Source organism: Cellulomonas sp. Leaf334 (assembly GCF_001424195.1).
GTDB lineage: Bacteria > Actinomycetota > Actinomycetes > Actinomycetales > Cellulomonadaceae > Cellulomonas.
The window spans coordinates 1,653,773-1,676,458 of sequence record NZ_LMOO01000001.1 but is presented as its reverse complement, the minus strand read 5'-3'; the positions used below and the strand labels follow the sequence as shown (position 1 = coordinate 1,676,458).

The 22,686-nt window shown below is 71.4% G+C and carries 21 protein-coding genes, 1 tRNA gene and 1 pseudogene; 14 read left to right on the top strand and 9 right to left on the bottom strand.

The features are described from left to right. The first annotated feature begins 114 nt into the window (after positions 1–114). Positions 115–846 carry a rhomboid family intramembrane serine protease gene (locus ASF78_RS07575; protein WP_369816307.1) on the top strand — a complete coding sequence of 244 codons (732 nt, stop codon included), beginning with the start codon at positions 115–117 and terminating at the stop codon, positions 844–846. Between the two features lie 295 nt (positions 847–1,141). On the opposite strand, the gene crgA is transcribed toward ASF78_RS07575, so the two are convergent. Beyond that, positions 1,142–1,390 carry a cell division protein CrgA gene (gene crgA / locus ASF78_RS07570; protein ID WP_056586321.1) on the bottom strand — a complete coding sequence of 83 codons (249 nt, stop codon included), beginning with the start codon at positions 1,388–1,390 and terminating at the stop codon, positions 1,142–1,144. A 196-nt stretch (positions 1,391–1,586) separates the two neighbouring features. Here crgA and ASF78_RS07565 point away from each other — a divergent pair, with 196 nt between their 5' ends. Genes ASF78_RS07565 through ASF78_RS07555 form a run of 4 tightly spaced genes read left to right on the top strand, consistent with a single transcriptional unit; the run spans position 1,587 to position 4,032 of the window. After that, positions 1,587–2,414 carry a DUF881 domain-containing protein gene (locus tag ASF78_RS07565; protein ID WP_056586319.1) on the top strand — a complete coding sequence of 276 codons (828 nt, stop codon included), beginning with the start codon at positions 1,587–1,589 and terminating at the stop codon, positions 2,412–2,414. Beyond that, positions 2,411–3,217, top strand: coding sequence for a class E sortase (locus tag ASF78_RS07560; protein ID WP_056586317.1), 807 nt, complete (start codon positions 2,411–2,413; stop codon positions 3,215–3,217). Before ASF78_RS07565 ends, ASF78_RS07560 begins: the two co-directional genes overlap by 4 nt. A 31-nt stretch (positions 3,218–3,248) precedes the next feature. Then, positions 3,249–3,407, top strand: a complete 159-nt coding sequence (locus ASF78_RS22750) for a hypothetical protein (RefSeq protein WP_200940526.1) — start codon at positions 3,249–3,251, stop codon at positions 3,405–3,407. Between the two features lies 1 nt (position 3,408). Further along, positions 3,409–4,032, top strand: coding sequence for an aminodeoxychorismate/anthranilate synthase component II (locus ASF78_RS07555; protein WP_056586313.1), 624 nt, complete (start codon positions 3,409–3,411; stop codon positions 4,030–4,032). A 50-nt stretch (positions 4,033–4,082) separates the two neighbouring features. Here ASF78_RS07555 and pknB read toward each other — a convergent pair whose 3' ends face one another. The 7 genes from pknB to ASF78_RS07520 are packed head-to-tail and all read right to left on the bottom strand — an operon-like array spanning position 4,083 to position 12,799. Next, positions 4,083–6,077: a Stk1 family PASTA domain-containing Ser/Thr kinase gene (pknB, locus tag ASF78_RS07550; protein ID WP_056586310.1), complete on the bottom strand. Its 1,995-nt coding sequence runs from the start codon at positions 6,075–6,077 to the stop codon at positions 4,083–4,085. Then, positions 6,077–7,327, bottom strand: a complete 1,251-nt coding sequence (locus ASF78_RS07545; RefSeq protein WP_056586307.1) for a serine/threonine-protein kinase — start codon at positions 7,325–7,327, stop codon at positions 6,077–6,079. The genes pknB and ASF78_RS07545 overlap by 1 nt, the downstream gene beginning before the upstream one ends. Then, a complete protein-coding gene (locus tag ASF78_RS07540) occupies positions 7,324–8,775 on the bottom strand; it encodes a penicillin-binding protein 2 (RefSeq protein ID WP_056586303.1) in 1,452 nt (483 codons plus the stop codon). Before ASF78_RS07540 ends, ASF78_RS07545 begins: the two co-directional genes overlap by 4 nt. Further along, positions 8,772–10,208 (bottom strand): FtsW/RodA/SpoVE family cell cycle protein, encoded by a 1,437-nt coding sequence (locus ASF78_RS07535; protein WP_056586300.1) that lies wholly within the window; start codon positions 10,206–10,208, stop codon positions 8,772–8,774. Before ASF78_RS07535 ends, ASF78_RS07540 begins: the two co-directional genes overlap by 4 nt. Positions 10,209–10,218: 10 nt before the next feature. Continuing rightward, the gene (locus ASF78_RS07530) at positions 10,219–11,550 is read right to left on the bottom strand and encodes a Stp1/IreP family PP2C-type Ser/Thr phosphatase (protein WP_056586298.1); all 1,332 of its coding nucleotides are present in this window, start codon (positions 11,548–11,550) and stop codon (positions 10,219–10,221) included. A gap of 4 nt (positions 11,551–11,554) precedes the next feature. After that, positions 11,555–12,079, bottom strand: a complete 525-nt coding sequence (locus ASF78_RS07525; protein ID WP_056586295.1) for an FHA domain-containing protein — start codon at positions 12,077–12,079, stop codon at positions 11,555–11,557. A gap of 9 nt (positions 12,080–12,088) precedes the next feature. Then, complete coding sequence (locus tag ASF78_RS07520; RefSeq protein WP_056588339.1) at positions 12,089–12,799, bottom strand: DUF3662 and FHA domain-containing protein; 711 nt, start codon at positions 12,797–12,799, stop codon at positions 12,089–12,091. A gap of 181 nt (positions 12,800–12,980) precedes the next feature. On the opposite strand from ASF78_RS07520, the gene ASF78_RS07515 reads away from it, so the two are divergent. The 3 genes from ASF78_RS07515 (at position 12,981) to ASF78_RS07505 (ending at position 15,705) form a co-directional block, all read left to right on the top strand. Continuing rightward, positions 12,981–13,063: transfer RNA gene (locus ASF78_RS07515), tRNA-Leu, on the top strand. 129 nt (positions 13,064–13,192) lie between these two features. Next, positions 13,193–14,269 carry a thermonuclease family protein gene (locus ASF78_RS07510; RefSeq protein WP_056586292.1) on the top strand — a complete coding sequence of 359 codons (1,077 nt, stop codon included), beginning with the start codon at positions 13,193–13,195 and terminating at the stop codon, positions 14,267–14,269. A 143-nt stretch (positions 14,270–14,412) separates the two neighbouring features. After that, entirely contained in the window at positions 14,413–15,705 is a 1,293-nt protein-coding gene (locus ASF78_RS07505) for an MFS transporter (protein ID WP_056586289.1), read from the top strand. A 22-nt stretch (positions 15,706–15,727) separates the two neighbouring features. Here ASF78_RS07505 and ASF78_RS07500 read toward each other — a convergent pair whose 3' ends face one another. After that, complete coding sequence (locus tag ASF78_RS07500) at positions 15,728–16,903, bottom strand: hypothetical protein (RefSeq protein WP_056586286.1); 1,176 nt, start codon at positions 16,901–16,903, stop codon at positions 15,728–15,730. Positions 16,904–17,162: 259 nt separating this feature from the next. Between ASF78_RS07500 and ASF78_RS07495 the strand changes: the two genes are divergently transcribed. The 6 genes and pseudogenes from ASF78_RS07495 (at position 17,163) to ASF78_RS22955 (ending at position 22,670) form a co-directional block, all read left to right on the top strand. Then, positions 17,163–17,363, top strand: coding sequence for a hypothetical protein (locus ASF78_RS07495; protein ID WP_056586284.1), 201 nt, complete (start codon positions 17,163–17,165; stop codon positions 17,361–17,363). A gap of 205 nt (positions 17,364–17,568) precedes the next feature. Continuing rightward, positions 17,569–18,138, top strand: a complete 570-nt coding sequence (locus ASF78_RS07490; RefSeq protein ID WP_056586281.1) for a hypothetical protein — start codon at positions 17,569–17,571, stop codon at positions 18,136–18,138. Between the two features lie 17 nt (positions 18,139–18,155). Continuing rightward, entirely contained in the window at positions 18,156–18,473 is a 318-nt protein-coding gene (locus ASF78_RS07485; RefSeq protein WP_056586279.1) for a hypothetical protein, read from the top strand. Next, positions 18,470–19,072 (top strand): GyrI-like domain-containing protein, encoded by a 603-nt coding sequence (locus ASF78_RS07480; protein ID WP_056586276.1) that lies wholly within the window; start codon positions 18,470–18,472, stop codon positions 19,070–19,072. Before ASF78_RS07485 ends, ASF78_RS07480 begins: the two co-directional genes overlap by 4 nt. 463 nt (positions 19,073–19,535) lie before the next feature. Further along, positions 19,536–20,493, top strand: a pseudogene (locus ASF78_RS22960) (polysaccharide lyase family 1 protein); the annotation flags it as partial. Positions 20,494–21,617: 1,124 nt separating this feature from the next. Continuing rightward, entirely contained in the window at positions 21,618–22,670 is a 1,053-nt protein-coding gene (locus tag ASF78_RS22955) for a cellulose binding domain-containing protein (protein ID WP_369816318.1), read from the top strand. Positions 22,671–22,686 lie beyond the last annotated feature (16 nt).

Sequence of the window (22,686 nt, the reverse complement as noted above, 5' to 3'; positions counted from 1 at the left end):
CCGGGCGCGCCGGTCGCGCCGCCGGTCTGCCCTCGTCACCCGGACCGGGTGTCGTACGTGCGGTGCCAGCGGTGCGGCCGGCCGACCTGTCCCGAGTGCCAGCGCCAGGCCGCCGTGGGCATCCACTGCGTCGACTGCGTCGCCGAGGCCGCCCGGGCGCTGCCGACCACCAGGACCGCCCTCGGCGGGGTCCGGCACGAAGGTCGGCCGATCGTCACGCTCACGCTGATCGGCCTGTGCGTCGTCAGCTTCGTCCTGCAGCTCGTCCTGCCGGACTGGACCACCCGGTGGCTCTTCCACCCGGTCGTCGCCTTCTACGAGCCGTGGCGCTTCCTCACCGCCGCGTTCCTGCACTCCCCTGGCCAGTACCTGCACATCGTGTTCAACATGCTCGCCCTGTGGTGGATCGGGCCCACGCTCGAGAACACGCTCGGCCGCGCCCGCTACATCACCCTCTACCTGATGTCCGCGATCGGCGGTTCCGTCGGCTCGGTGCTGCTGGCCACCGCGACGGACACCTGGGCGACCAGCAGCGTCGGTGCGTCCGGCGCAGTGTTCGGCCTGTTCGGCGCGATCCTCGTGGTCAGCCGGCGCCTGGGCGGTGACGTCCGCGGCATCCTCGTGCTCATCGGCATCAACCTGGCGTTCGGGTTCGTCATGGCGAACATCGCCTGGCAGGCGCACGTCGGCGGACTGGTCACCGGGGGGCTCCTCGCCGCGGCGTACGCCTACGCCCCGCCCGCGCGACGCCAGCTCGTCGCGGTCCTCGCGCCGGTGACGCTCGGCGCCCTGCTGCTCGGCGCGACGCTGCTGACGTACGCCTCGATCGGCGCCTTCTCCGCCTGACGCTCGTCCGGCGCGTCCCGCGCCGCTCACGATCGTGTGGAGAGCCGGTTTCGACGACCCCGGCGCCGTCCCCATCGTTGTTCACACCTGTGGAACTACAACCGTGTAGTTATCCACAGACTTGTGCACCACTGTTGACAGAGCCGATGTTCGTGCAGGTCAACACGCTCGCCTGTGGATGGCGCCCGTGGGTGGACATGGGGACGAACCGCCCGGCCACGGCCGGGGTACCGGGGTCGACGAAGGCGCCGCCCGCGAGTGCGGACGGCGCCTTCGGACGGGACTGCGACCGGCGTCAGCGCCAGCGCGTCGTCATGCCGAACCCGGCGATGATGAAGCCGAACCCGATGAGCAGGTTCCACTGGTTGATGCCCGGGATCGGGTACTGCGACTGCGTGAGGTACGTGACGACGATCCAGATCAGTCCGAGGATCATCAGCCCGAGCATCACGGGAAGGAACCAGGGCGCGTTGACCTTGGGTCCCGTCGACTTGGCGGGCGGCGGTGTGTACGTCGCCTTCTTGCGCGACTTCGACTCAGGCACGTCCGTGCTCCTGTCCTGCGGCGATGCGGCCCTCGGGCCTCGGGGGACCACGCGGGTGATGTCGTGGTCGGCGGGCGGTCGATGTTGTCGCGACGAGGCCGCTTCGTCACGGACCCCTCGCTTCGTGACCTAGCGTAGTGCCCGCGTGTAGCACGCCCGTCACCGCACCCGTCCACCACGCCCGAGGAGCTGTCCTGTGACCGACCACCCGCACCGCGCGCGTCGTGTCGTCGCGCGCGGGACGCTGTCGGTCGCGCTCGTCCTGGCTCTCTCGGGTGCACTCTTCGCGGCCAACGCCAAGTTCGCGCGGGCATCGGGCGACCGCCACCCGCAGGACCTGCGCGAGCTGACCCAGGCCGAGACGGACCGGGTGGCGCGGCTGTCCACCGAGGTCGACTCCCTGCGGGCGGTCGTCGACGACCTGACCGCCGCGGAGAACGCCGGGTCGCCCGTGGGTGAGCCCAGCACCGCGTACCAGATCGAGGGCGGGATCCTGCCCGTCGCGGGTCCGGGGGTGACCGTCCGGCTCGAGGACGCACCGACCGACTCGCCGCGACGCGAGGACGCCGACCTCGACTCGCTCCTCGTGCACCAGCAGGATCTGCAGGCCGTGATCAACGCCCTGTGGGCGGGGGGCGCCGAGGCGATGTCGCTGATGGACCAGCGGGTGATCTCGACGAGCGCGTTCCAGTGCGTCGGCAACGTCCTGAAGCTGCACGGCCGGGTGTACTCGCCGCCGTACGTGGTCCGGGCGATCGGCAACCCCGACGAGCTGCGCAGGGGCCTGAACGCGTCCCCGGCCGTCCAGCTGTACGTGCGTGACGCGGCGGAGGTCGGGCTCGGCTGGTCCGTGACGGATGCGGACCAGCCGCTCGAGCTCGCCGCGTACTCCGGTGCCACCGAGCTGACGGCCGCGACGGTGCCCGACGGCGTCGAGATCCTGCCGGGTCTCGAGGCTGCCGAGGAGGCGCAGCGGGCCAGCACCGGGCCCGCCACGACGGTCGGACCCGAGGACAAGCAGTGAGCAGCGAGACGACGACCGAGCCGGCTCCCCTCACCCGCCGGGAGCGGCGCAGGGCCGGGCGCAGCCACGCCCGTGAGGTGGTCTACACCATCGTCGGCGTCATCGGTGAGCTGCTCATCACGCTCGGCGTCCTGCTCTTCGCGTTCCTGCTGTGGCAGCTGTGGTGGACGGACGTCGTCGGCAACCGGGTGCAGGCCGAGATCGTGGCGGAGCTCCCGTTCGAGCCGGTGCCGACGGCGACGCCCAGCGCGGGGGTGCCCGCCGGACCGGTCATCGCCGAGCCGCGGCGCGACGAGCCACCACCCGTGATGGCGGAGCCGGCGCACGGCACGACGTTCGCGACGATCCAGGTTCCGCGCTGGGTGGGTGAGCCCGAACGCCCCATCAGCCAGGGGACCGACCGGGCGACCGTGCTCGACGTGCTCGGCGCGGGACACTACGAGGGCACGGCGATGCCGGGCGACATCGGCAACTTCGCGGTCGCCGGACACCGGACGACGTACGCCAAGCCGTTCAACCGGGTCGAGGAGCTCCAGGTCGGCGACCCGCTGGTCGTCCGGACGACGGACAACATCTGGTACGTCTACCGCGTCACGTCGACGCAGGTCGTGCTTCCGTCCGCGATCGACGTCATCGCGCCTGTGCCCGACGACCCCGGCGCCGTGCCCACGGAACGCTTCATCACCCTGACCACCTGCCACCCGATGTTCTCCGCCCGGGAGCGGTTCATCGTGCACGGCGTCCTGGACTACTGGGCACCCACGTCGGACGGGATCCCGGCCGAGCTGGTCGGTGGCGCATGATGGTCACTTGCACGCGGGACGGAGGACGCTGATGTACGGATGGTTGTGGCACCGGCTGCCCGGACCCGCTGCCGTGCGGGCGCTGATCCTCACGCTCGCCGCGCTGGCCGTCCTGACGGCCTGCTTCCTGTGGCTGTTCCCGGCGATCGCCCCGTTCATGCCGTTCAACGAGACCACGGTGGGTGAGTGACGTGACGCGAATCCTGGTGATCGACAACTACGACTCGTTCGTCTACACGATCGTCGGCTACCTCAACCAGCTCGGCGCCGAGACGGTCGTGGCCCGCAACGACGCCGTGCCGCCCGTCGCGGAGCGGTCCGGATTCGACGGCGTCCTGGTGAGCCCCGGACCGGGCACCCCCGCCGACGCGGGCGAGAGCATGCAGGTCATCCGCGACTGCGCCGACGCCGGGCTGCCGATGCTCGGGGTCTGCCTGGGCCACCAGGCGCTCGGCGAGGTGTTCGGCGGCACGGTCACGCACGCCCCGGAGCTCATGCACGGCAAGACCAGCCAGGTGGAGCACAAGGGCGAGGGCGTGCTGGCAGGGCTGCCCGACCCGTTCACGGCGACGCGCTACCACTCGCTCGCGGTGGTCAACGACACCGTGTCCGACGAGCTGGAGGTCACCGCGACCGCCCACGGCATCATCATGGGGCTCCAGCACGTGTCGCTCCCCCTGCACGGTGTGCAGTTCCACCCCGAGTCGGTGCTGACCGAGGGCGGCCACCGCCTGCTGGCCAACTGGCTCGAGCTCTGCGGCGACGACCAGGCCGTGGCGCGGTCCGAGGGGCTGCACCCGCTCGTCCGCCTCTGAGAGCACGAGAGGGGCGCTCCCACCGGGAGCGCCCCTCTCGCATGTCCGCGTCAGTCGTCGTTGCCCGGCGGGGCGGTCGTCGCCCCACCCGGACCCTTCGACACGTGGATGTCGATCTGCTGGTCCATCGGGACCTCGTCGCCCGCGTTGGGGTCCGTCCGCAGCACGTTGCCGACCGGCTCCTCGGAGGGGTCGTCGACCCTCCTGACATTGGTCAGTCCGAGCGCCCGCAGCTGCTCGACGGCCTGGTCGTACGTCTTGCCGACGAGGTCGTTCGGGATGGTCGCGGTGGTCGGTGCCTGGGCGATCGTCAGGTTGATGACGCGACCCTGCTTGACGGGGGTGTCCGCCGGGACGTCCTGGGTGACCACCGTGTCGGGGGTGTTGGTGGACTCGACCGGCGACCTGTTGACCTGCAGCTTGGCCGCGTTGAGGGCAGCCGTCGCGTCGGCCGTCGTCATGCCCACCACGTTCGGCACCAGCACGTTGCCGGTGGAGACGAACAGCGTGACGGTGGATCCGGCGCTGACCGACGTGCCCGAGGCCGGCTCGGTCTTGGTGACCTGGCCCTGGGGGAAGTTCGGGTTGTCCTCGTCCTCGCGGTTCGCCGAGACGACGAGGCCCTCGTTCGTGAGCGCGTCGGTCGCCTCCTGCTCGGTCATGCCGGCGACGTCGGGCACGGCCAGGGTCGACGGTCCGGTCGAGATGATGGCCTTCACCACCGACTCGGGCTCGACCTCGGTGCCCTCCACCGGTTCGGTCTTGATCACGGACCCCGACGGGACGGTGTCGTTCGCTTCCTCGCCGCGTTCGTACAGCAGGTTCGCCGCGGTGATCTGCTCCTTGGCCTCCGCCTCGGTGAGGCCGACGACCGCCGGCACCTGCACGGTCGTCGCCGGTGGGTCCTGCCCGAGCACCGAGATGAGCAGCGCCACGATCCCCGCCACGGCGAGCACGGCGATCCCGATGAGCAGGGGCAGCAGCCACGGCCGCTTGTTCTCCTCCTCGTCGTCGAGACCGGGCGTGGTCGCCACCGCGGCGCCGGTGGACGCCCACGGCGACGTGGCCGGCGGCATCGCCTGCGTGGTCGCGACGGGCGGAGCCATGAGCTGCGTGGCCTCGGTCGCGGGAGTCGCGACCAGCGCCGCGGCGGCGAGCGCCCCGACCGCCGGCGCGCCCACGGCACCGCCGCGCACGGCGGCCTCGAGGTCGGACCGGAACTCGGCGGCGCTGGAGTACCGGGAGTCCCGCTCCTTGGCCAGGGCCTTGAGCGTGATGCGGTCGAGCGAGTCGGGCACGTCGGACGCGAAGGTCGACGGGATCGGCGCGGCCTCGCGGACGTGCTGGTAGGCGACGGCCACGGGCGAGTCGCCGGTGAACGGCGGGCGGCCGGTGAGCAGCTCGAACAGCAGGCAGCCGGTGGAGTACAGGTCGGAGCGGGCGTCCACGGTCTCTCCGCGCGCCTGCTCCGGCGACAGGTACTGCGCTGTGCCGATCACGGCCTGCGTCTGGGTCATGGTCGCGGCGGAGTCGGCCATCGCGCGGGCGATGCCGAAGTCCATGACCTTGACCGCGCCCGTCGGGGTGAGCATGACGTTCGCAGGCTTGATGTCGCGGTGCACGATGCCCGCGTGGTGCGAGTACTCGAGCGCGGACAGGACGCCGGAGGTGATCTCCACGGCCTCCTCGATGGGCACCGCGTGACCGTCCCGCAGGATGTCGCGGACGGTGTGGCCCTCGACGTACTCCATGACGATGAACGGGACGTGGGCGACGACGCCCGTCGGCTCCGTGAAGACGTCCTCACCGGTGTCGTAGACCGAGACGATCGCGGGGTGGTTCAGCGCGGCGGCGGACTGCGCCTCGCGTCGGAACCGGTTCTGGAACGAGGGGTCCCGGGCCAGGTCGGAGCGCAGGATCTTGATGGCAACCGTGCGGCCGAGCCGGGTGTCGTGGCCGATGTGCACCTCGGCCATGCCACCACGGCCGATGAGCTCGCCGACCTCGTACCTTCCGGCGAGGGTGCGGGATCCGTCGTCCACCACTAGGCGTCCTTTGCTTCCGTCGATGCGGGGTCTGCGGCGAACGCCGCGGACCCGTTGTCCGTGATCATCCCATCCGGGGCATCGGCACGAGGGTAGTGGGCCTCCGAGGCCGTGAGCCGGGTTCCGTCCACCGGAGGTCCGTCGGCGTTGGTGATCCTGGTCGCAAGCGCCGCCCCGAGCAGGCCGATGAGCAGCAGGGCGAGAGCGATGAAGGGCCACGTCAGGCGGCCGGACGGGCCGACCCGCTGTCCGGTGCTCGTCGACGCGCGCCGCGCGGCCGCGCGACCCGTCGGCTCCTCGGACCGGCGCGTCCGGCGCGGGGGGTACGACGGCGGAGGACCGGCCGGCGGCTCGACCGACGTGGACGCGGTCGCGAACGTGTCCGGCGTGCGCTGCAGCTTGCTGATCAGCACGGGGATGCCCGAGGGCGGCGTGCGCGGGACCAGCTTGTCCAGCAGCTGCGCCAGCTCCTCGCCCGATGCGGGCCGCGCGGTCGGCTCCTTGGACAGCAGCCGCAGCACGAGGGCGGCCAGCGGCTTGTCGACGCTGGCCGGCAGGGGCGGGACGGCGTTGTTGACGTGGGCGACGGCGATGTCGACCGCCGTCGGACCCGTGAAGGGCCGGTGCCCGACGAGGGCCTCGTACGCGATGATCCCCAGCGAGTACAGGTCCGACAGGGGCGTCGCGGGCTTGCCGACGGCCTGCTCCGGGGACAGGTACTGGGCGGTGCCCATCACCATGCCCGTCGCCGTCATCGTGACCTGGTTGCGGGCCAGCGAGACGCCGAAGTCGGTGATCTTCACGCGCCCGCCGCGTCCGAGCAGGATGTTGCCCGGCTTGACGTCCCGGTGCACCACACCCGCCAGGTGCGCCGCGTGCAGGGCACGGGCCGTCTGCGCGAGGATCGGCAGCAGGCGACGCGTGGGCAGCACGGGCTCACGTTCGAGCAGGTCGGACAGCGGCTCGCCGACGACGAGCTCCATGATCAGGAAGCCGGAGCCCTCCTGCTCGCCGTAGTCGAACAGCTGCGCGATGTTCGGGTGCGACAGGGACGCGGAGTTGCGCGCCTCGGTGCGGAAGCGCTCGAGGAAGCCGCGGTCGCCGGCGAACTCCGAGCGCAGCACCTTGACGGCGACCGGGCGGGCGAGGGCGTCGTCGTACCCCTCCCACACCTCGCCCATGCCGCCGACGGCGATCTGCCGGACCAGACGGTAGCGCTCGCCGAGCAGGAGACCCGATGTCGTCTTCATGAGCCCAGCACCGCCTCGATGACGGCCTTCGCGATGGGCGCGGCGATCCGTCCGCCGGTCGCCTCGTTCCCGGCGTTCCCGCCGTGCTCCACGATCACCGCGACCGCGACGCGCGGGGCGTCGGCCGGCGCGAACGCCGTGAACCACGCGTGCGGCGCCTGCCCGTCGGCCGTCTGCGCGGTGCCGGTCTTGCCCGCGACCTGGACCCCGGGGATCTGCGCGGAGGTGCCCGACCCGCTCTCCACGACACCGACCATCATGTCCCGCAGCGACGCGGCGGTCCCCGGCGAGGTGGCCGTCGAGTACAGCTCGGGCTCCGTCTCGTAGACGCGGTGCAGGTCGGCCGAGCGGACGGTCTGCACGAGGTACGGCGTCATCAGCTGACCGCCGTTCGCGATCGCGGCGGACACCATCGCCATCTGTATCGGGGTCGCCTGCACGTCGCGCTGCCCGATGGCCGACTGCGCCGTGACGGGCGCGTCCATCTCCTCGGGGAACACGCTCTCGGCGACCAGCATGGGGATCGTCAGGTCGGGGTCGTTGAACCCGAACCGCTCCGCCTGCGTGAGCAGCGCGTCGGAGCCCACGTCCATGCCCAGCTGCGCGAACGACGTGTTGCAGGAGATGCGCAACGCGTCGGCCAGCGAGATCGGGTCGGCGCCGCAGCCCCCTCCGCCGAAGTTGCCGATCGTCGACGACGTCTGCGGCAGCGTGAGCCGGACCGGGGCGGGCAGGGTGCTCTCGGGCGTGAACTGGCCGCTCTCGAGCGCAGCCGCGGCCGTGACCAGCTTGAACGTCGACCCCGGCGGGTAGCGCTCCTCCGTCGCGTTGCTGCGCAGCGGGTTGCCGGGGGCGACGTCCAGCGCCTGGTAGGCGGCGCTCGCGGCCGTGATGTCGTGCGTCGCGAGGGCGTTCGGGTCGAAGCCCGGCGTCGAGACGAGCGCGAGGATCCTGCCCGTCGACGGCTCGATCGCGACGACCGCACCCTGCTGGCCGGCCAGGCCGTCGAACGCCGCCTGCTGCGCCGCCGGGTTGATCGTCGTCTCGACTGCAGCGCCCTCCGGCTGGCTCCCGGTGATCAGGTCACGGATGCGGGAGAAGAACAGGCGGTCCCCGCGCCCGGTCAGCTCCTCGTTCGCGGCCCGCTCGAGCTGGGAGCGGCCGTTCACCACCGAGTAGAAGCCCGTCACGGCGGAGTACAGGTCGCCGTTCGTGTACGACCGCTGGTAGCCGTAGGGGTCCTCGACCTTCGTGGACAGCGCGATGGCCTCGCCGGCGACGACGATGGGCCCGCGCGCGTTGCCGAACTCGCGGTACAGGGTGCGGACGTTGCGGCTGTCGTTGTTCAGGCGGTCCGCCTGGACGTACTGCACCCAGGTGGCGCTGGCCATCAGGCCGACGAACATCACGAGGACGACGGTGGCGAGCCGGCGGAGCGGGGTGTTCATCGCACCCCCCGCATGATCTCGGTCGGCTGGTCATCCTCGTTGCTGCCGCCGACGACCGGAGTCCCCGCGATGGGCGTCAGGGACGGCTTCATCGACGGTGCCGGGCGGCGGGCCTCGTCGGAGATCCGCAGCAGCAGCGCGACGATGACCCAGTTGGCGACGAGCGACGAGCCTCCGTACGCGATGAACGGTGTGGTCAGGCCCGTGAGCGGGATGATCCGGGTGACGCCGCCGACCACGACGAACGTCTGCAGCGCCACGATGAACGCGAGGCCGCCCGCGAGCAGCTTGCCGAAGCCGTCGCGGACCCCGATCGCGGTGCGCATGCCGCGCTCGGTGAGGATCGCGAAGAAGAGCAGGATCGCGAGCAGACCGGTCAGGCCCAGCTCCTCACCGAGGGACGCGACGATGAAGTCCGACTCGGCGAACGGCACCAGGTCCGGCCGCCCCTGCCCCCAGCCGGTGCCGAACAGGCCGCCGCTGGCCATGCCGAACAGCCCTCGGACCAGCTGCCCGGAACCGCCCGGGCTCTGGTCGAAGACGGCCGGGTCGAAGGCGTTGAGCCAGGCGTCGAACCGCGCGCCCACGTGCGAGAACGCACCGGCCGCGACGACTGCGCCGGCGACGAAGAGCAGCAGGCCGATCACGACCCAGCTGAGGCGTTCCGTGGCCAGGTAGAGCATCGCGACGAACAGACCGAAGAACAGCAGCGACGTGCCCAGGTCGCGCTCCAGGACGAGGACGGCGACCGACGCCCCCCACACGATGAGGATCGGCCCCAGGTCCCGCGGACGGGGAAGCTGCAGGCCCAGCACCTTCGGTCCGGCGAGCGCCAACGTGTCGCGATGGGTGACCAGATAGCCCGCGAAGAAGACGGCGAACGCGATCTTGGCGAACTCGGCCGGCTGGAAGCCGACCCCGCCGACGCGCACCCAGATGCTGGCGCCGTTGATGGTCCGGCCCAGCCCGGGCACCAGCGGCAGCAGCACCAGGACGAGACCGGTGATCATCGCGGTGTACGTGTAGCGGCGCAGGGTGCGGTGGTCGCGCAGCAGGATGATGACCGCCGCCGCGAGGATCACCGAGACCGCCGTCCACACCAGCTGGCGCTGCGCGAACCCGTCCTCCCGGCCCCGTGCCGCGTACGCGAAGTCGATCCGGTAGATCATCGCGAGCCCGATGCCGTTCAGCGCCACGGTGATCGGCAGGATCACCGGGTCCGCGAACGGTGCACGCCACCGCAGCACGAGGTGGATGCCGATCGCGAGGGCTGCCATGCCGAGCCCGTAGCCGATCACGTCGGGTGGGACCTCGTCGGTGGTGCCGATGCCGGCGAGCGCGTACGACGCGACGCCGATGGCGAGGGCGAGCAGCAGCAGGCCGAGCTCGACACCCCGGCCCGCCCGCACCCGGTGCGGCTGGACGGTAGCCATCACGCGCGGCTCACGGTGTGGCCGTCCCGGAGGGGACGGACGGCGAGGCGCTGGGCGTGGCGCTGGGCGTCGCGGTCGGCGTCGGCCGCGGGGGCGTGACCGTGTCCTCCTCGAGCATGGCGACCAGGCCGCGGGCGTCGTCGAGGGAGTCCGCGTGGATGGTCTGCTCGACGCGCTCCCGCAGGTAGCGCGAGCCGAGCTCGTCCAGCGACGTGCCGGTCCGCTCGACGACGGACGACAGCGCGACGGGGCCCAGGGTCTGCGGCAGCCCGCGGAAGATCACGACCTCCTCGTCGTCGACCCCCACGTAGTACTGCGTCTGCGTCCAGCCGTACGCGATCACGGCCGCCCCGACGACCAGGGCGGCGATACCCAGCCACGTGACGACAGTCCGCCAGCGGCGTGGTGCCGGAGCGGGCTCGTCGTCCTCGTCCGTCGCGCCCTCGGCCGGAGCCGTCTCGGGCGCGTCCTCGTCCACCACCTGCGCAGCCCGGGCCAGACCTGCGGCCCGCGCCGCCGGCCCGTCGGCGGCCGACGTCGGGTCGTTGCGGCTCAGCGCAGCGGCGCCGACGACGGTGGCGTTCGTCGTCGGCCCCTGCCCGTCGGCCACGTCGTCGAGCTCGACCACGTCCGCGAGCACGACCGTGATGTTGTCCCCGCCGCCCGCCCGCAGCGCGAGCTGGACCAGCCGGTCCGCGCACGCGTCGACGTCGGCGATCGTCGCCATCGTCTCCTCGATGGTCTCCGCGCTCACGAAGCCCGACAGGCCGTCCGAGCACAGCAGCCAACGGTCGCCCTTGCGTGCCTCCCGGACCGACAGGTCCGGCGTCACCTCCGGGTCGAAGTCGCCCAGCACCCGCATCACGACCGACCGCTGCGGGTGGTGCTCGGCCTCCTCCGGCGTGATCCGGCCGATGTCCACGAGGTGCTGCACGAACGTGTGGTCGGTGGTGACCTGCGTGAGGATGCCGTCGCGCATCAGGTACCCGCGCGAGTCGCCCAGGTGCACCATCGCGAGCTTGTTGCCGGCGCGCAGGATGGCGAGCACCGTCGTGCCCATCCCGCTCAGCTCCGGGTCGGCGTCGCTGCGCGCGATGATCTCGTCGCGCGCGTCGGCCAGGGCCGTCTCCAGCTGGTCCAGCGCGTCGTCGGGACCGTGCGACTCCCCGTCCAACGGCGCGAACGCGGCGACCGCCACCGACGACGCGACGTCACCGCCCGCGTGCCCGCCCATGCCGTCCGCGACCATCAGCAGGTGCGGACCGGCGTAGGCCGAGTCCTGGTTGTTGGAGCGCACGAGTCCGACATCGGACCGCGCCGCATATCTGAGTGCGACGGACACCGGGTTACCTCTGCAGCTCGAGAACGCTCTGGCCCACGCGGACGGGTGTACCCGTCGGGACGGGAGTCGGAGCCTCGACGCGCTGGTCCGCCACGTACGTCCCGTTCGTCGAGCCGAGGTCCTCGACGAACCACTGGCCGCCTTGCGGGAAGATCCGGGCGTGCCGCGACGACGAGTAGTCGTCGTCCAGGACGAGCGTGCAGCCGGGCGCGCGGCCGATCAGGACCGACGACGTGCCCAGCGGGACGATCGTGCCGCGCAGCGGGCCCTCGGTCACGACGAGCCGACCCGGGCCGCTCCCGCTGCGCGCCGAGCGCGGGATGCGGGTCGGGGCCGTCTCCGGCTTCGTCGGCTCCGTCGCGACCGCCGCAGCGGCCGACCCAGCGGGCACGGCCGCCTTGCGGCGACGCCGGTCCGTGATCCGCGTCCCGTACAGGTCCCGCCGCAGCACACCGATGGCGAAGAGCACGAGCACCCACAGCAGGGCCAGGTACCCCAGCCGCAGCAGGGTGATCGTCAGTTCACTCATGTGCCGGCGTCACTCGTCCAGGTCCGGCTCGCCGCCTGTCCAGAACAGGATCCGGGTGCGCCCGATGGTCAGCGTGTTGCCGTCCAGCAGGGTCGCGGCCGGAACCTGGTGGCCCTCGACGAAGAGTCCGTTGGTCGATCCCATGTCCGTCGCGACGACCCCGTCACCCGTCACCCGGATCTCCAGGTGCCGCCGCGAGACGCCCGGGTCGTCGACGATGATGTCCGCCTCCGAGCCGCGCCCGATGACCGTGACCGGGCCGGTGAGGATGTAACGCTGACCGTCGATGTCCACCAACGGGTGCCGCGCGCTGGGCGCCGACGACGCCGACGCGGGCGCGACCGCACCGCGCACCGTCGCACTGTGCACCCGGAACCGCGCAGCCTCCAGCTCGCTGTCCTCGCTGAACGACACCGTCACCGGCCCCACGAACGCGTAGCGCTGCGTGGCCGCGTAGTCGGTGACGTTGTTGGCGAACTCGTCCGCCAACGCCTCCGCACCCCACGACTCCACCTGGTCGTAGTCGGCAGTCGCGAGCTCGATCGTGAACTCGTTGGGCACGACCGTGCGATCCCGCCCCACGACGGCGGCCCGGTCGTCCACCTCGCGGCGCAGCGCGCTGGAGAGATCGAGCGGTTTGAGCTCGCTCTTGAAGGCCTTGGCGATGGCGTTGTTGACCACCCGCTCCACGCCGTTCTCGAACCTGTCGAGGATGCCCACGCCCACCTCCCCAGTCCCTCGTGCGCGTCTGCGTGCAGCTGCCCTACCCGCAATCCGCCTTGATCGTATCTGTGACGCGCCGGTACGGGGTCGGAAGCAGGGTGATGTGCGCGCGGCGTCCCTTCGGGCCTCCCTGACGGTTCAGGACCAGCCCTGGCATCGTGCTAGTGTTCTGCGGCGCGCGCGAGTGGCGGAACGGCAGACGCGCTGGCTTCAGGTGCCAGTGTCCGAAAGGGCGTGGGGGTTCAAATCCCCCCTCGCGCACAGGTGAACGAGCCGGAGACCTCAAGGTCTCCGGCTCGTTCCATGTCCGGACCATGTCCGATCCACCCGTTCCAGCCCGTGTCGTCCCACTCCTGCCGGTGTGTGGTCACCGTCGTAGGAGTTCTCGTCATGAAGGTCATTGCTGCCCTCGTCGTGTCCGGCGTCCTCGTCGTCGCCGGTGCCGTGCCTGCCACCGCCTCCGACCGCGCCCGCGCTGCTGAGCTGGTCGACCGGACGGCCCGGGTGGTCCGGGTCGTCGACGGGGACACGGTCGTCGTCCGGGACTCCACCGGCGAGCACCGTGTCCGGCTGCTCAACATCGACACGCCCGAGTCGGTCGACCCCGCGAGCCCTGTCGAGTGCCTCGGCCCGGAGGCGTCGACGTTCCTGAGCACCCGGCTCCCCGCAGGCACGACGGTGAAGCTGGTGCACGACCGGATCAAGCACGACCGCTACGGCCGTGAGCTGGCCGCGGTGTACGTCGGCGGTGCGTTCGTGAACGGTGAGATCGCCCGCGCCGGGCTGGCGGACGCGCTCGTCATCGGCGGCAACGACAGGTTCTACGACGACGTCCTCGCGGCGCAGAGGTCGGCCCGGGCGGCGAAGCTGGGCCTCTACGCCGAGTCGGTGCCCTGCACGGTTCCCGGTCAGGTCGCGGCGTTCGAGCAGTCCGCGGCGACGCTCGCGGGTCAGCCGCCGGCCGCCGGAGCCGGGGTCGAGGCGTTCGACGCCTACGCCGCCCAGCTCACGGTGGCTGCTGCTACCGGTGCGGCCGTGAGCGCGGTCCTCGCTGCCGACCCGCGTGACCACCGACTTCTCGGTCTGAACGTGGGCCGGATCCGGACGCTGAGCACCCGCACGGCTGCAGCGCAGGCCGCGGTCACCGTGCGCGTCGGCGAGACGACCACGTGGCGGGCGACGGAGGCTGCGCGCGTCGCGGCGGAGCAGGCTGCTGCTGCCCAGGCCGAGGCGGAGCGGGTGGCTGCGGCGGCACAGGCGGAGGCGGCACGGGCCGTGAAGGCCGCGGCGCGGAAGCGGACGCCGGCAGCACCTGCCCCCGCCCCCGCGGCTCCGGTCGCACCCGCCGCTCCTCCGGTCGACAGCTACACGGGGTGCCGTGCGTACGGGTCGGGCGGGACCTCCCTCGACGACAAGGGTCGGCGCTACACCAAGATCGACTGCACGACGAAGGCTCCGCTGGGCTGAGCGACCGGTGAGTTCGTCAGCACCGGGTTCGACGACGCGTCGGCAACGGTCGACACGGAGATCGACCTGAAGCGCGGCTGCCCGGGCTGCACGAGCGACTAATCGGTCGGCCCCGGGCGTACGTGCTGGCAGGATCCGCCGGTGTGACGCAGACCCCGACCCAGGCACCCGACGACCTCGCGACGGCGAGCACCAGTGGGTTCCGCGCCGGGGTCGACCGGACGAGGGCGGCGTTCTCGTCGCTGCGCGACCCGCGCTACCGGTGGTGGTTCCTCGGTCAGGTGCTCTCGTCGTCCGGGCACGTGACGCAGGCGGCGGGGCTGGCGTGGCTCGTGCTGAGCATGACCGGGCGGGCGGTCGACCTCGCGCTGGTGACGACGGCGGCGATGCTGCCGATCCTCCTCGGCTCGGCGCCGGCCGGGATGCTCGTCGACAGGTTCGACCGCCGCAGGCTGCTGCTCGTCACGCAGGTCCTCCTGCTGTCGATCGGCCTCCTGCTCGCCGCCCTCACGGCCACCGGTGCGATCACCCTGTGGATGGTGCTCGTGATCGCGTTCGTGTCGGGGGTCGTCGCCGCCGTCGACGGGCCCGCCCGGCAGGTGTTCGTGCTGGACCTCGTCGGCCGCCAGCGGCTGGCCAGCGCCGTCGGCCTGTACGAGGTCGTGATGAACGCGGCGCGTGTCGTCGGGCCGTCAGTCGGCGGGCTGCTGCTCGCGCTCGTCGGGCCTGCCGCGTGCTTCGCCTTCAACGCGTGCACCTACCTGCTGCCGCTCGGGGTGCTGATCACCTTGCGCGTCCGGCCGGCGACCCCCGCGTCGCCCTCCGACGCACCCGCCGTGTCGTTCCGCGACGGCCTGGCCTTCGCGTTCCGGCACCCCGTCATCCGGGCGTGCCTGCTGCTCGCGGCGGCCAGCACCATGATCTTCAATCAGGGGATCCTGGTGCCCGTCCTCGCGACCGAGGCACTCGACCTGCCCCCGCAGGGCTTCGGAGCGCTCATGGCCGCGTTCGGGTTGGGCGCGCTGCCGGGGGCGATCGCGGCGGCGGGTGGCCGGGCCGCACCGACGGGGCGGATCGTGCTTGTCCTCGCGTTCGGCACCGGTCTCGCGATCGTGCCTCTCGCGTTGGCCCCCGGGTTCGTGGTGGCGGCGGTCGCCGCGGCCTTGCTGGGGTTCGTGTCGATCTGGTTCGTCGCAGCAGCGAACACGCTGGTGCAGCTGACGTCGCCGCCGCACCTGCGCGGCCGGGTGATGGGGGCGTGGACGGCGGCGCTGCCCGGCAGCGGGCTCGTGACGGCAGTCGCCCTCGGCGCGGTCGCGGACACGTGGGGCATCCGTGCGGCGTACCTGGTGCTCGCAGGCGCGTTCCTCGCGGCGGCGCTCGTCGGTGCGCCCGCGCTGCTGGGTCGCGGGAGCGCGCCGCCCGCACCGCACTGAGTGCGGTGCGGGCCGACCGGGCTCAGCAGCGGACGACCGTGCCGCTGACGTTCGAGATGACGAGGTTCGAGACGCAGGGCTTCTCGACGATGCGGGCCCCGTCGGTGAGCTTGAGGTTGCGCAGCGTGATGTCCCGGGTGGCGGACATGTCGGAGCGGGCGGCGAGCCGGACGTCGCCGCCCTGGATGGTGCCGCCCGAGGTGGCGAGACTGACGTTGGTGCAGTTCTCGATGAGGACCGGGTTGTTGCCTGTCCGGTAGAGCTCGACCTTGTTGATGCGCAGGCCGCCGCTCTCGGACACGCAGAACACGCCACGCCCGCCGCCGCTCGCCTTGACGGTGCCGACCTCGATGTTCGTGGGGTACGACGAGCCGATGCGCCCCGCACGGTTGGCGATGCGGAACGCGGCGTAACCGGTGCCGCTGCCGGCGTTCTGGGCGTCGACGAGGCTGATGGTCGCGTTGATGGTCGCGTTCAGCAGGAGCCCGGACTCGCCGACGTTGCGGGCGGTGATGGTGCCGACGGTGAGGCCGTCGACGCCGTACGTCTCGACGGCGTGGGATCCGGCACCGGACACGTACGCGTTGTTGATGGTGATGTTGCGGACGTAGCGGCTGGTGTCGCCGTGGTTGTCGACGCGGATGCCGATCCCGCCGCCGGACAGCCTCATGTCGATGTCCCGCAGCCGCACGTTGTCGACGTTGCGCAGGAAGATCCCGTAGACGGGTGTGCCGGTCAGCGCGAGGCGTGCGACCTCGACGTCCGTGGCGCCGCGGGCGTAGACACCGGCGACGTTGCCGGACCCGCTGCCGCTGACGTGGATGGTGCCGCACGACTCGAGCGTCGTGTAGCTGGGCAGGGTGATGCGGGCGTTGGCGCTCATCGTGCCCGAGCCGTTGACGACGACGCGCTGCTTGCTGGTGCGTCCGGCGTCGAGCGCGCCGATCGCGGTGTTGATCGCGGTGAGCATGTCCGAGCCGCTCCACACCTGGGTGCTGCCGCGGTACGCGCGCCAGGTGCTGCCGTCCTGCACCGCGGAGCCGTGGACGGTCGAGCCCGTACAGCTCGTGCCTGGTGCGGCATGGCTGGGTGGAGCGAGGACGAGGGACGTCACGGCGACCGCGGCGGCTGCCAGCCCGGCGAACGCGGCGCGGGCCCGGGTGCGCCGGGTTCGGGGTGCGAGGGGTTCGGTGGTCATGCGGGCACCTTTCAGAGGCGCCACCGGCGTCGGTGCGGGCGCCCTCCGTTGGACGCTTCCGGCCGGTCGGCTCTCGCACGCTAGGGGCGCAGCTTGCGTGACCGCAGGACCTTGAATCGTTTCGGAGAGCGCATTCCACCGCGGCGCGCACTCGCGTCGAGGGTCTCGCGTGACCGGGATGTCCGGGTTGTCCGCAGGGTGCCTGGACTTTCGCTAGGGTCGTCCGCGGCGCTGTGGGGTGCCTCGGACGGAGGGTCGCGTGGACGAGCAGGAACGACCGGTGACCGAAGCCGCGGAGGGAGGCGAGCCGGCGACGAGCAACCGCGCGTTGCTGGCGATCGGCATCCTCTTCCTCGTGGTCGGGACCGGGCTGTTCCTCGGGCCCGGGGACGGCGGCGTGGCCTTTGTCGTGATCGGCCTCGTCTTCCTGGCATCCGCACGGGTGCAGCGACGACGCTGACTCGCGAACCGGATCCTCGACGTCGCGCTCCTGCACGCCCCCGTCGTGACCGCCCGGCGCGGCACCCGACGGGCCTCGACCGCGTCATCGTGGGACTCGGCCTCGACCTGTGCTCCTCTGCCCTCCGGCCCCTGCCGAGCGGCGGAGTGTGGTCAGATGTCCGCATCGTCGTGCGCGGTCGAGCAGCTTCCGAGAGGGGCCTGGGGTGGACGCACCACGGAAGTTCGTCCGTCGGACGTCGGGAGTCGCCGGCGCGCTCGTGGCGATGGTCCTGCTGGCGTCGTGCGGCGACGGCGGGGTGAGCCTTCCCACCCCGACCTTCACGCTGCCGACGCCGACGATCACGCTCCCGACGCTGCCGACGCCGACGGTGACGCTCCCGACGATCCCGGTGCCGACGCTGCCCGTCCTTCCCACCCCGACCGAGACCGCGGTGGTTCCGGAGCCGCCGGCCACCGAGACGGCACCCGAGCCGACCCCCACACCGGAACCGGCGCCGGAGCCGACGGCCGCACCCGAGCCGACGGTCGCACCGGAGCCGACGGTCGCACCGGAGCCGCCCGCGACCGAGACCGCGGTGGCCCCGGAGCCGACCCCGACCCCGACCCCGACGCCGACCGAGGACCCCGCACCGTCACCGTCCGCGTCGACCGACGAGCCGGCCGAGTCGGCCGACGGCACCCCGGCGTGGGTGTGGTGGCTGGTCGCTCTCCTCGTCGCCGGTCTCGGCGTCGGGATCCCGCTGATCGTCCGGGCGCGTCGACGGACCGCCTGACCGCGAAGGGAGCTGCCATGTCCAACGTGGCCCGCAGGTGCACCACCGAGGGGTGCGCCGCGAACGGGAAGGTGCAGACGGCGACGACGTGTCCCGTGTGCGGGAGGCCGACGGTCTGGACGGTCCTGCGCGTACCGCCACCGGGCGGGGGCCCGATCGCTCCGATCTACTCGACGCCGATGCCGCTCAAGGGTCACCCGGAGCCGCACCCACGTCCGGCCGGCACCGAGACCCGCACGTGCACCAACCCCGAGTGCGCGAGCTTCCACCTGGTCCAGGACGCGGTGGTCTGCGCAGCGTGCGGGACCGCGACGGTCGTCGCGAGAGCACTGTGACGGAGAAGGTCGACGTCAAGAAGTCGCTCGACATCTACCAGGCGCGGCAGGGGCAGTTCCGGCTCCTCGACGTGCCCGACCTGCAGTACCTGATGGTCGACGGCCACGGGGACCCGAACTCGTCGCCCGACTTCGCCCGTGCGGTCGAGGTGCTGTACCCGGTGGCGTACACGCTCAAGTTCGCCAGCAGGAGTGAGCTCGGCCGGGACTACGTCGTGCCGCCGCTCGAGGGCCTGTGGTGGGCCGAGGACATGGAGGCGTTCACGGCGGCACGGGACAAGTCCCGGTGGGACTGGACGCTGATGATCCTGGTCCCGGACTGGCTGGACGCCGGGATGGTCGCTGCGGCGGTCGAGAAGGTCGGCGCAGCGGACGTGCGGCTGGAGACCTTGTCCGAAGGGCTGTGCGTGCAGACGTTGCACGTCGGCTCGTTCGACGACGAGTCCGGCGTCCTGGCGCGGCTGCACGACGAGTTCATCCCGGGCAACGGCCTGCGCATGGTGGGCACGCACCACGAGGTCTACCTGAGCGACCGCCGCCGGGTCGCGCCCGAGAAGCAGCGCACGATCCTGCGCCAGCCTGTGACGGAGGCGGGCTGACGGCCCCACCGTGTGACTCGTGGGCTCCGGCGATATGACTGGACATCGCCCGAGGTCGGTGAGGACCTGGCTGCCTGGACCGTACGTGGCGCCCGAATGAGAAACAGGGTGCCGAATCGTTTAGGCACTCGGTGGACGGAAAGCGATCTCCTAGCATCGAGAAACCGGTTGCTCACGCTCCGACGAACCGGACGCCTGACTCCGTGAGTCGAGGCAGCGGCCTACTCCAATGACGAAGACGAGGCAACGATGAGACGAGCACTAGCACGACGCCCCCTGGCGGCGGTGGCCACGTTGGCCATGGCGGCCACGATCGGCGTCACCGCGATCTCGATGTCCACGGCGCAGGCGGCGACCGGTGGGGTGACCGGTTTTGCGACGCAGAACGGTGGCACGACCGGTGGTGCCGGTGGTGCGACCGTGACGGCGTCGACCGGGACGCGCGCAGGCGGCGACCGGTGGGGTGACCGGTTTTGCGACGCAGAACGGTGGCACGACCGGTGGTGCCGGTGGTGCGACCGTGACGGCGTCGACCGGGACGGCGATCCATCAGGCGTTGTGTGGTCGGGCGAGCAMCAGCACSCCGATCACGATCCAGGTCTCGGGCACGATCACGGTGGGGAACACCTCGCAGGTCTCGGGCAGCTGCTCGACGGCGTCGGGGGTGATCGAGCTGAAGAACATCAGCAACGTCACGATCGTCGGGGTGGGTGGTGGGGCCACGTTCGACCAGATCGGGATCCACATCCGGGACTCGAAGAACATCATCATCCAGAACGTCACGGTCAAGAACGTGAAGAAGTCGGGTTCGCCGACGTCCAACGGTGGTGACGCGATCGGCATGGAGTCGACCGTGCGCAACGTGTGGGTCGACCACGTGACCCTGGAGGCCTCGGGTGGGGAGTCGGAGGGTTATGACGGGCTGTTCGACCTGAAGAACGAYGTCGAGTACGTGACGTTGTCCTACAGCATCTTGCGCAACTCGGGTCGTGGTGGGCTGATCGGSTCSAGTGAGACCGACACGGGCAGCGGGAACATCACGTTCCACCACAACCTGTACTCGAACCTGGACTCGCGCACCCCGTTGCTGCGCGGCGGGGTCGCGCACATCTACAACAACTCCTACGTGAACCTGCACGAGTCGGGGATCAACTCCCGGGCGGGTGCGAAGGCGAAGGTGGAGAACAACTACTTCAAGGACTCCAAGGACGTGCTGGGCACGTTCTACACCGACGAGGCSGGSACSTGGCAGGTCGCGGGSAACATCTTCGACAACATCACCTGGTCGTCCAAGAGCAGTGACAACAACCCGGCCGGGCCGAACGTGACGTCCACGACGTCGGTGTCCATCCCGTACTCCTACAGCCTCGACGGTGCCAGCTGCGTGCCCAACGTCGTCGCCCAGACCGCCGGCGCCAACANCCCGGCCGGGCCGAACGTGACGTCCACGACGTCGGTGTCCATCCCGTACTCCTACAGCCTCGACGGTGCCAGCTGCGTGCCCAACGTCGTCGCCCAGACCGCCGGCGCCAACACCGGCCTGAAGGTCTCCGACGGGTCCTGCACGCCCACGACACCGACGTCGAACCCGACGACGGCGAACCCGACGACCCCCAACCCGACGTCCACCACCTCGAACCCCACCCCGACCGCGACATCGACCGCGCCGAGCGGCACCAACCTCAGCATCGGAGCGGGCGCGGACGGCTCGAGCAAGGCGAGCGGTACCTCCTACGGCAACGTGGTCGACGGCAAGACGAGCACCTACTGGTCGCCGAGCGGCACCACCGGCACGATCTCGGTCAAGTGGTCGTCGGCGACGACGGTCTCGTCGGCCGTCATCGTCGAGGCGTCCGGCGCGACCGGCCGGCTCGGCTCCTGGAGCCTGGTCAACGCGGACAACGGCAGCGTCCTGAAGACCGGCAGCGGTGCCGGTCCGGTCAGCTTCTCGTCGACCAGCCTGAAGAAGCTCAGCCTGGTGATCTCGAGCGCGAGCAGCACACCGCAGATCGCCGAGATCGAGACGTACGCGGGCTCGACCCCCACACCGGACCCGACCTCCACGCCGGACCCGACGCAGACGCCGGACCCGACGCAGACGCCGGACCCCACGGGTGAGCCGCAGCCGGGTGCCGACACGCTGTACGTCTCACCCACCGGCAGTGCGAGCGCCGCCGGCAGCATCTCGAGCCCGACGACGCTGGCCTCGGCCATCAGCCGGGTCGCCTCCGGTGGCGAGATCTTCCTGCGGGGTGGCACCTACAGCCTGTCGCAGACGATCGTCATCGCCCCGGGCAACGACGGCACGTCGGGCAACCGCACCCTGCTGTCCGCGTACCCGGGGGAGACCCCCGTGCTGGACTTCTCCGCCCAGAGCGAGGCGACCACCAACCGGGGCCTGTCCCTCAATGCCGACTACTGGCACGTGTACGGCATCGTCGTGCAGAAGGCCGGCGACAACGGGATCTCCCTCGGTGGCAGCAACAACGTCATCGAGCGGGTCGTGACCCGGAACAACCGGGACACCGGCCTGCAGATCTCGCGCATGGCCTCCGACACGCCCCAGTCCGACTGGCCGTCGAACAACCTCGTCGTGAGCAGCGAGTCGCACGACAACGTCGACTCCGACGGTGAGGACGCGGACGGCTTCGCCGCGAAGCTCACGTCCGGCCCGGGCAACGTGTTCCGGGACACCGTCGCGCACAACAACATCGACGACGGCTGGGACCTGTACACCAAGTCCGACACCGGGGCGATCGGGGCCGTGACCATCGAGCACTCGCTGGCGTACGAGAACGGCACGCTCAGCAACGGTGGCCAGGCCGGCGCCGGCGACCGCAACGGGTTCAAGCTCGGTGGCGAGGACATCAAGGTCGACCACGTCGTGAAGAACAGCTACGCGGTCGACAACGGCAAGCACGGGTTCACGTTCAACAGCAACCCGGGCTCGATGACCATCTCCAACAACGTCAGCGTCGGCAACGCGGAGCGGAACTTCAACTTCGACGGGGGCACGTCGGTGTTCAGCGGGAACGTGTCCTGCTCCAGCGGGTCCACCGACCGCATCATCGGCACCGACAGGGGCAACAACGCGTGGTGGTCCGGCTCGAACAGCCCGGCCTGCAGCACGTACGCCGGGGTGCTCGGGTGGTCGTTCTACGCCGACGGCACACTGAAGATCACCTTCGGCGGCACCACCACGGAGCCGACGCCGACGCCGACGTCCACACCGACGTCGACGCCGACCAGCACGCCGACCTCCACGGCCACGCCGACGCCGACGACGTCGACGCCGTCGACCGGTGCGTGCACGGCCAGGATCACCGAGGTCAGCTCGTGGGGTGGCGGCTACACGGCCGCGGTGACGGTCACGGCCGGATCCAGCGCCATCAGCTCGTGGAGGACCTCGCTGACCCTGCCCAGCAGCGGGTCGGTGCAGGGCTGGTCCGGCACGTTCGGGCTGTCCGGCAGCACCCTGACCGTCTCGAACGCGGCCTGGAACGGCGCGCTCGGAGCGGGTGCGAGCGCCGCGTTCGGCTGGAACGGCGCGGGCACCGCACCGACCACGTCGACACCGGTGAGCTGCTCGATCGGCTGATCCACAGCACGGACGA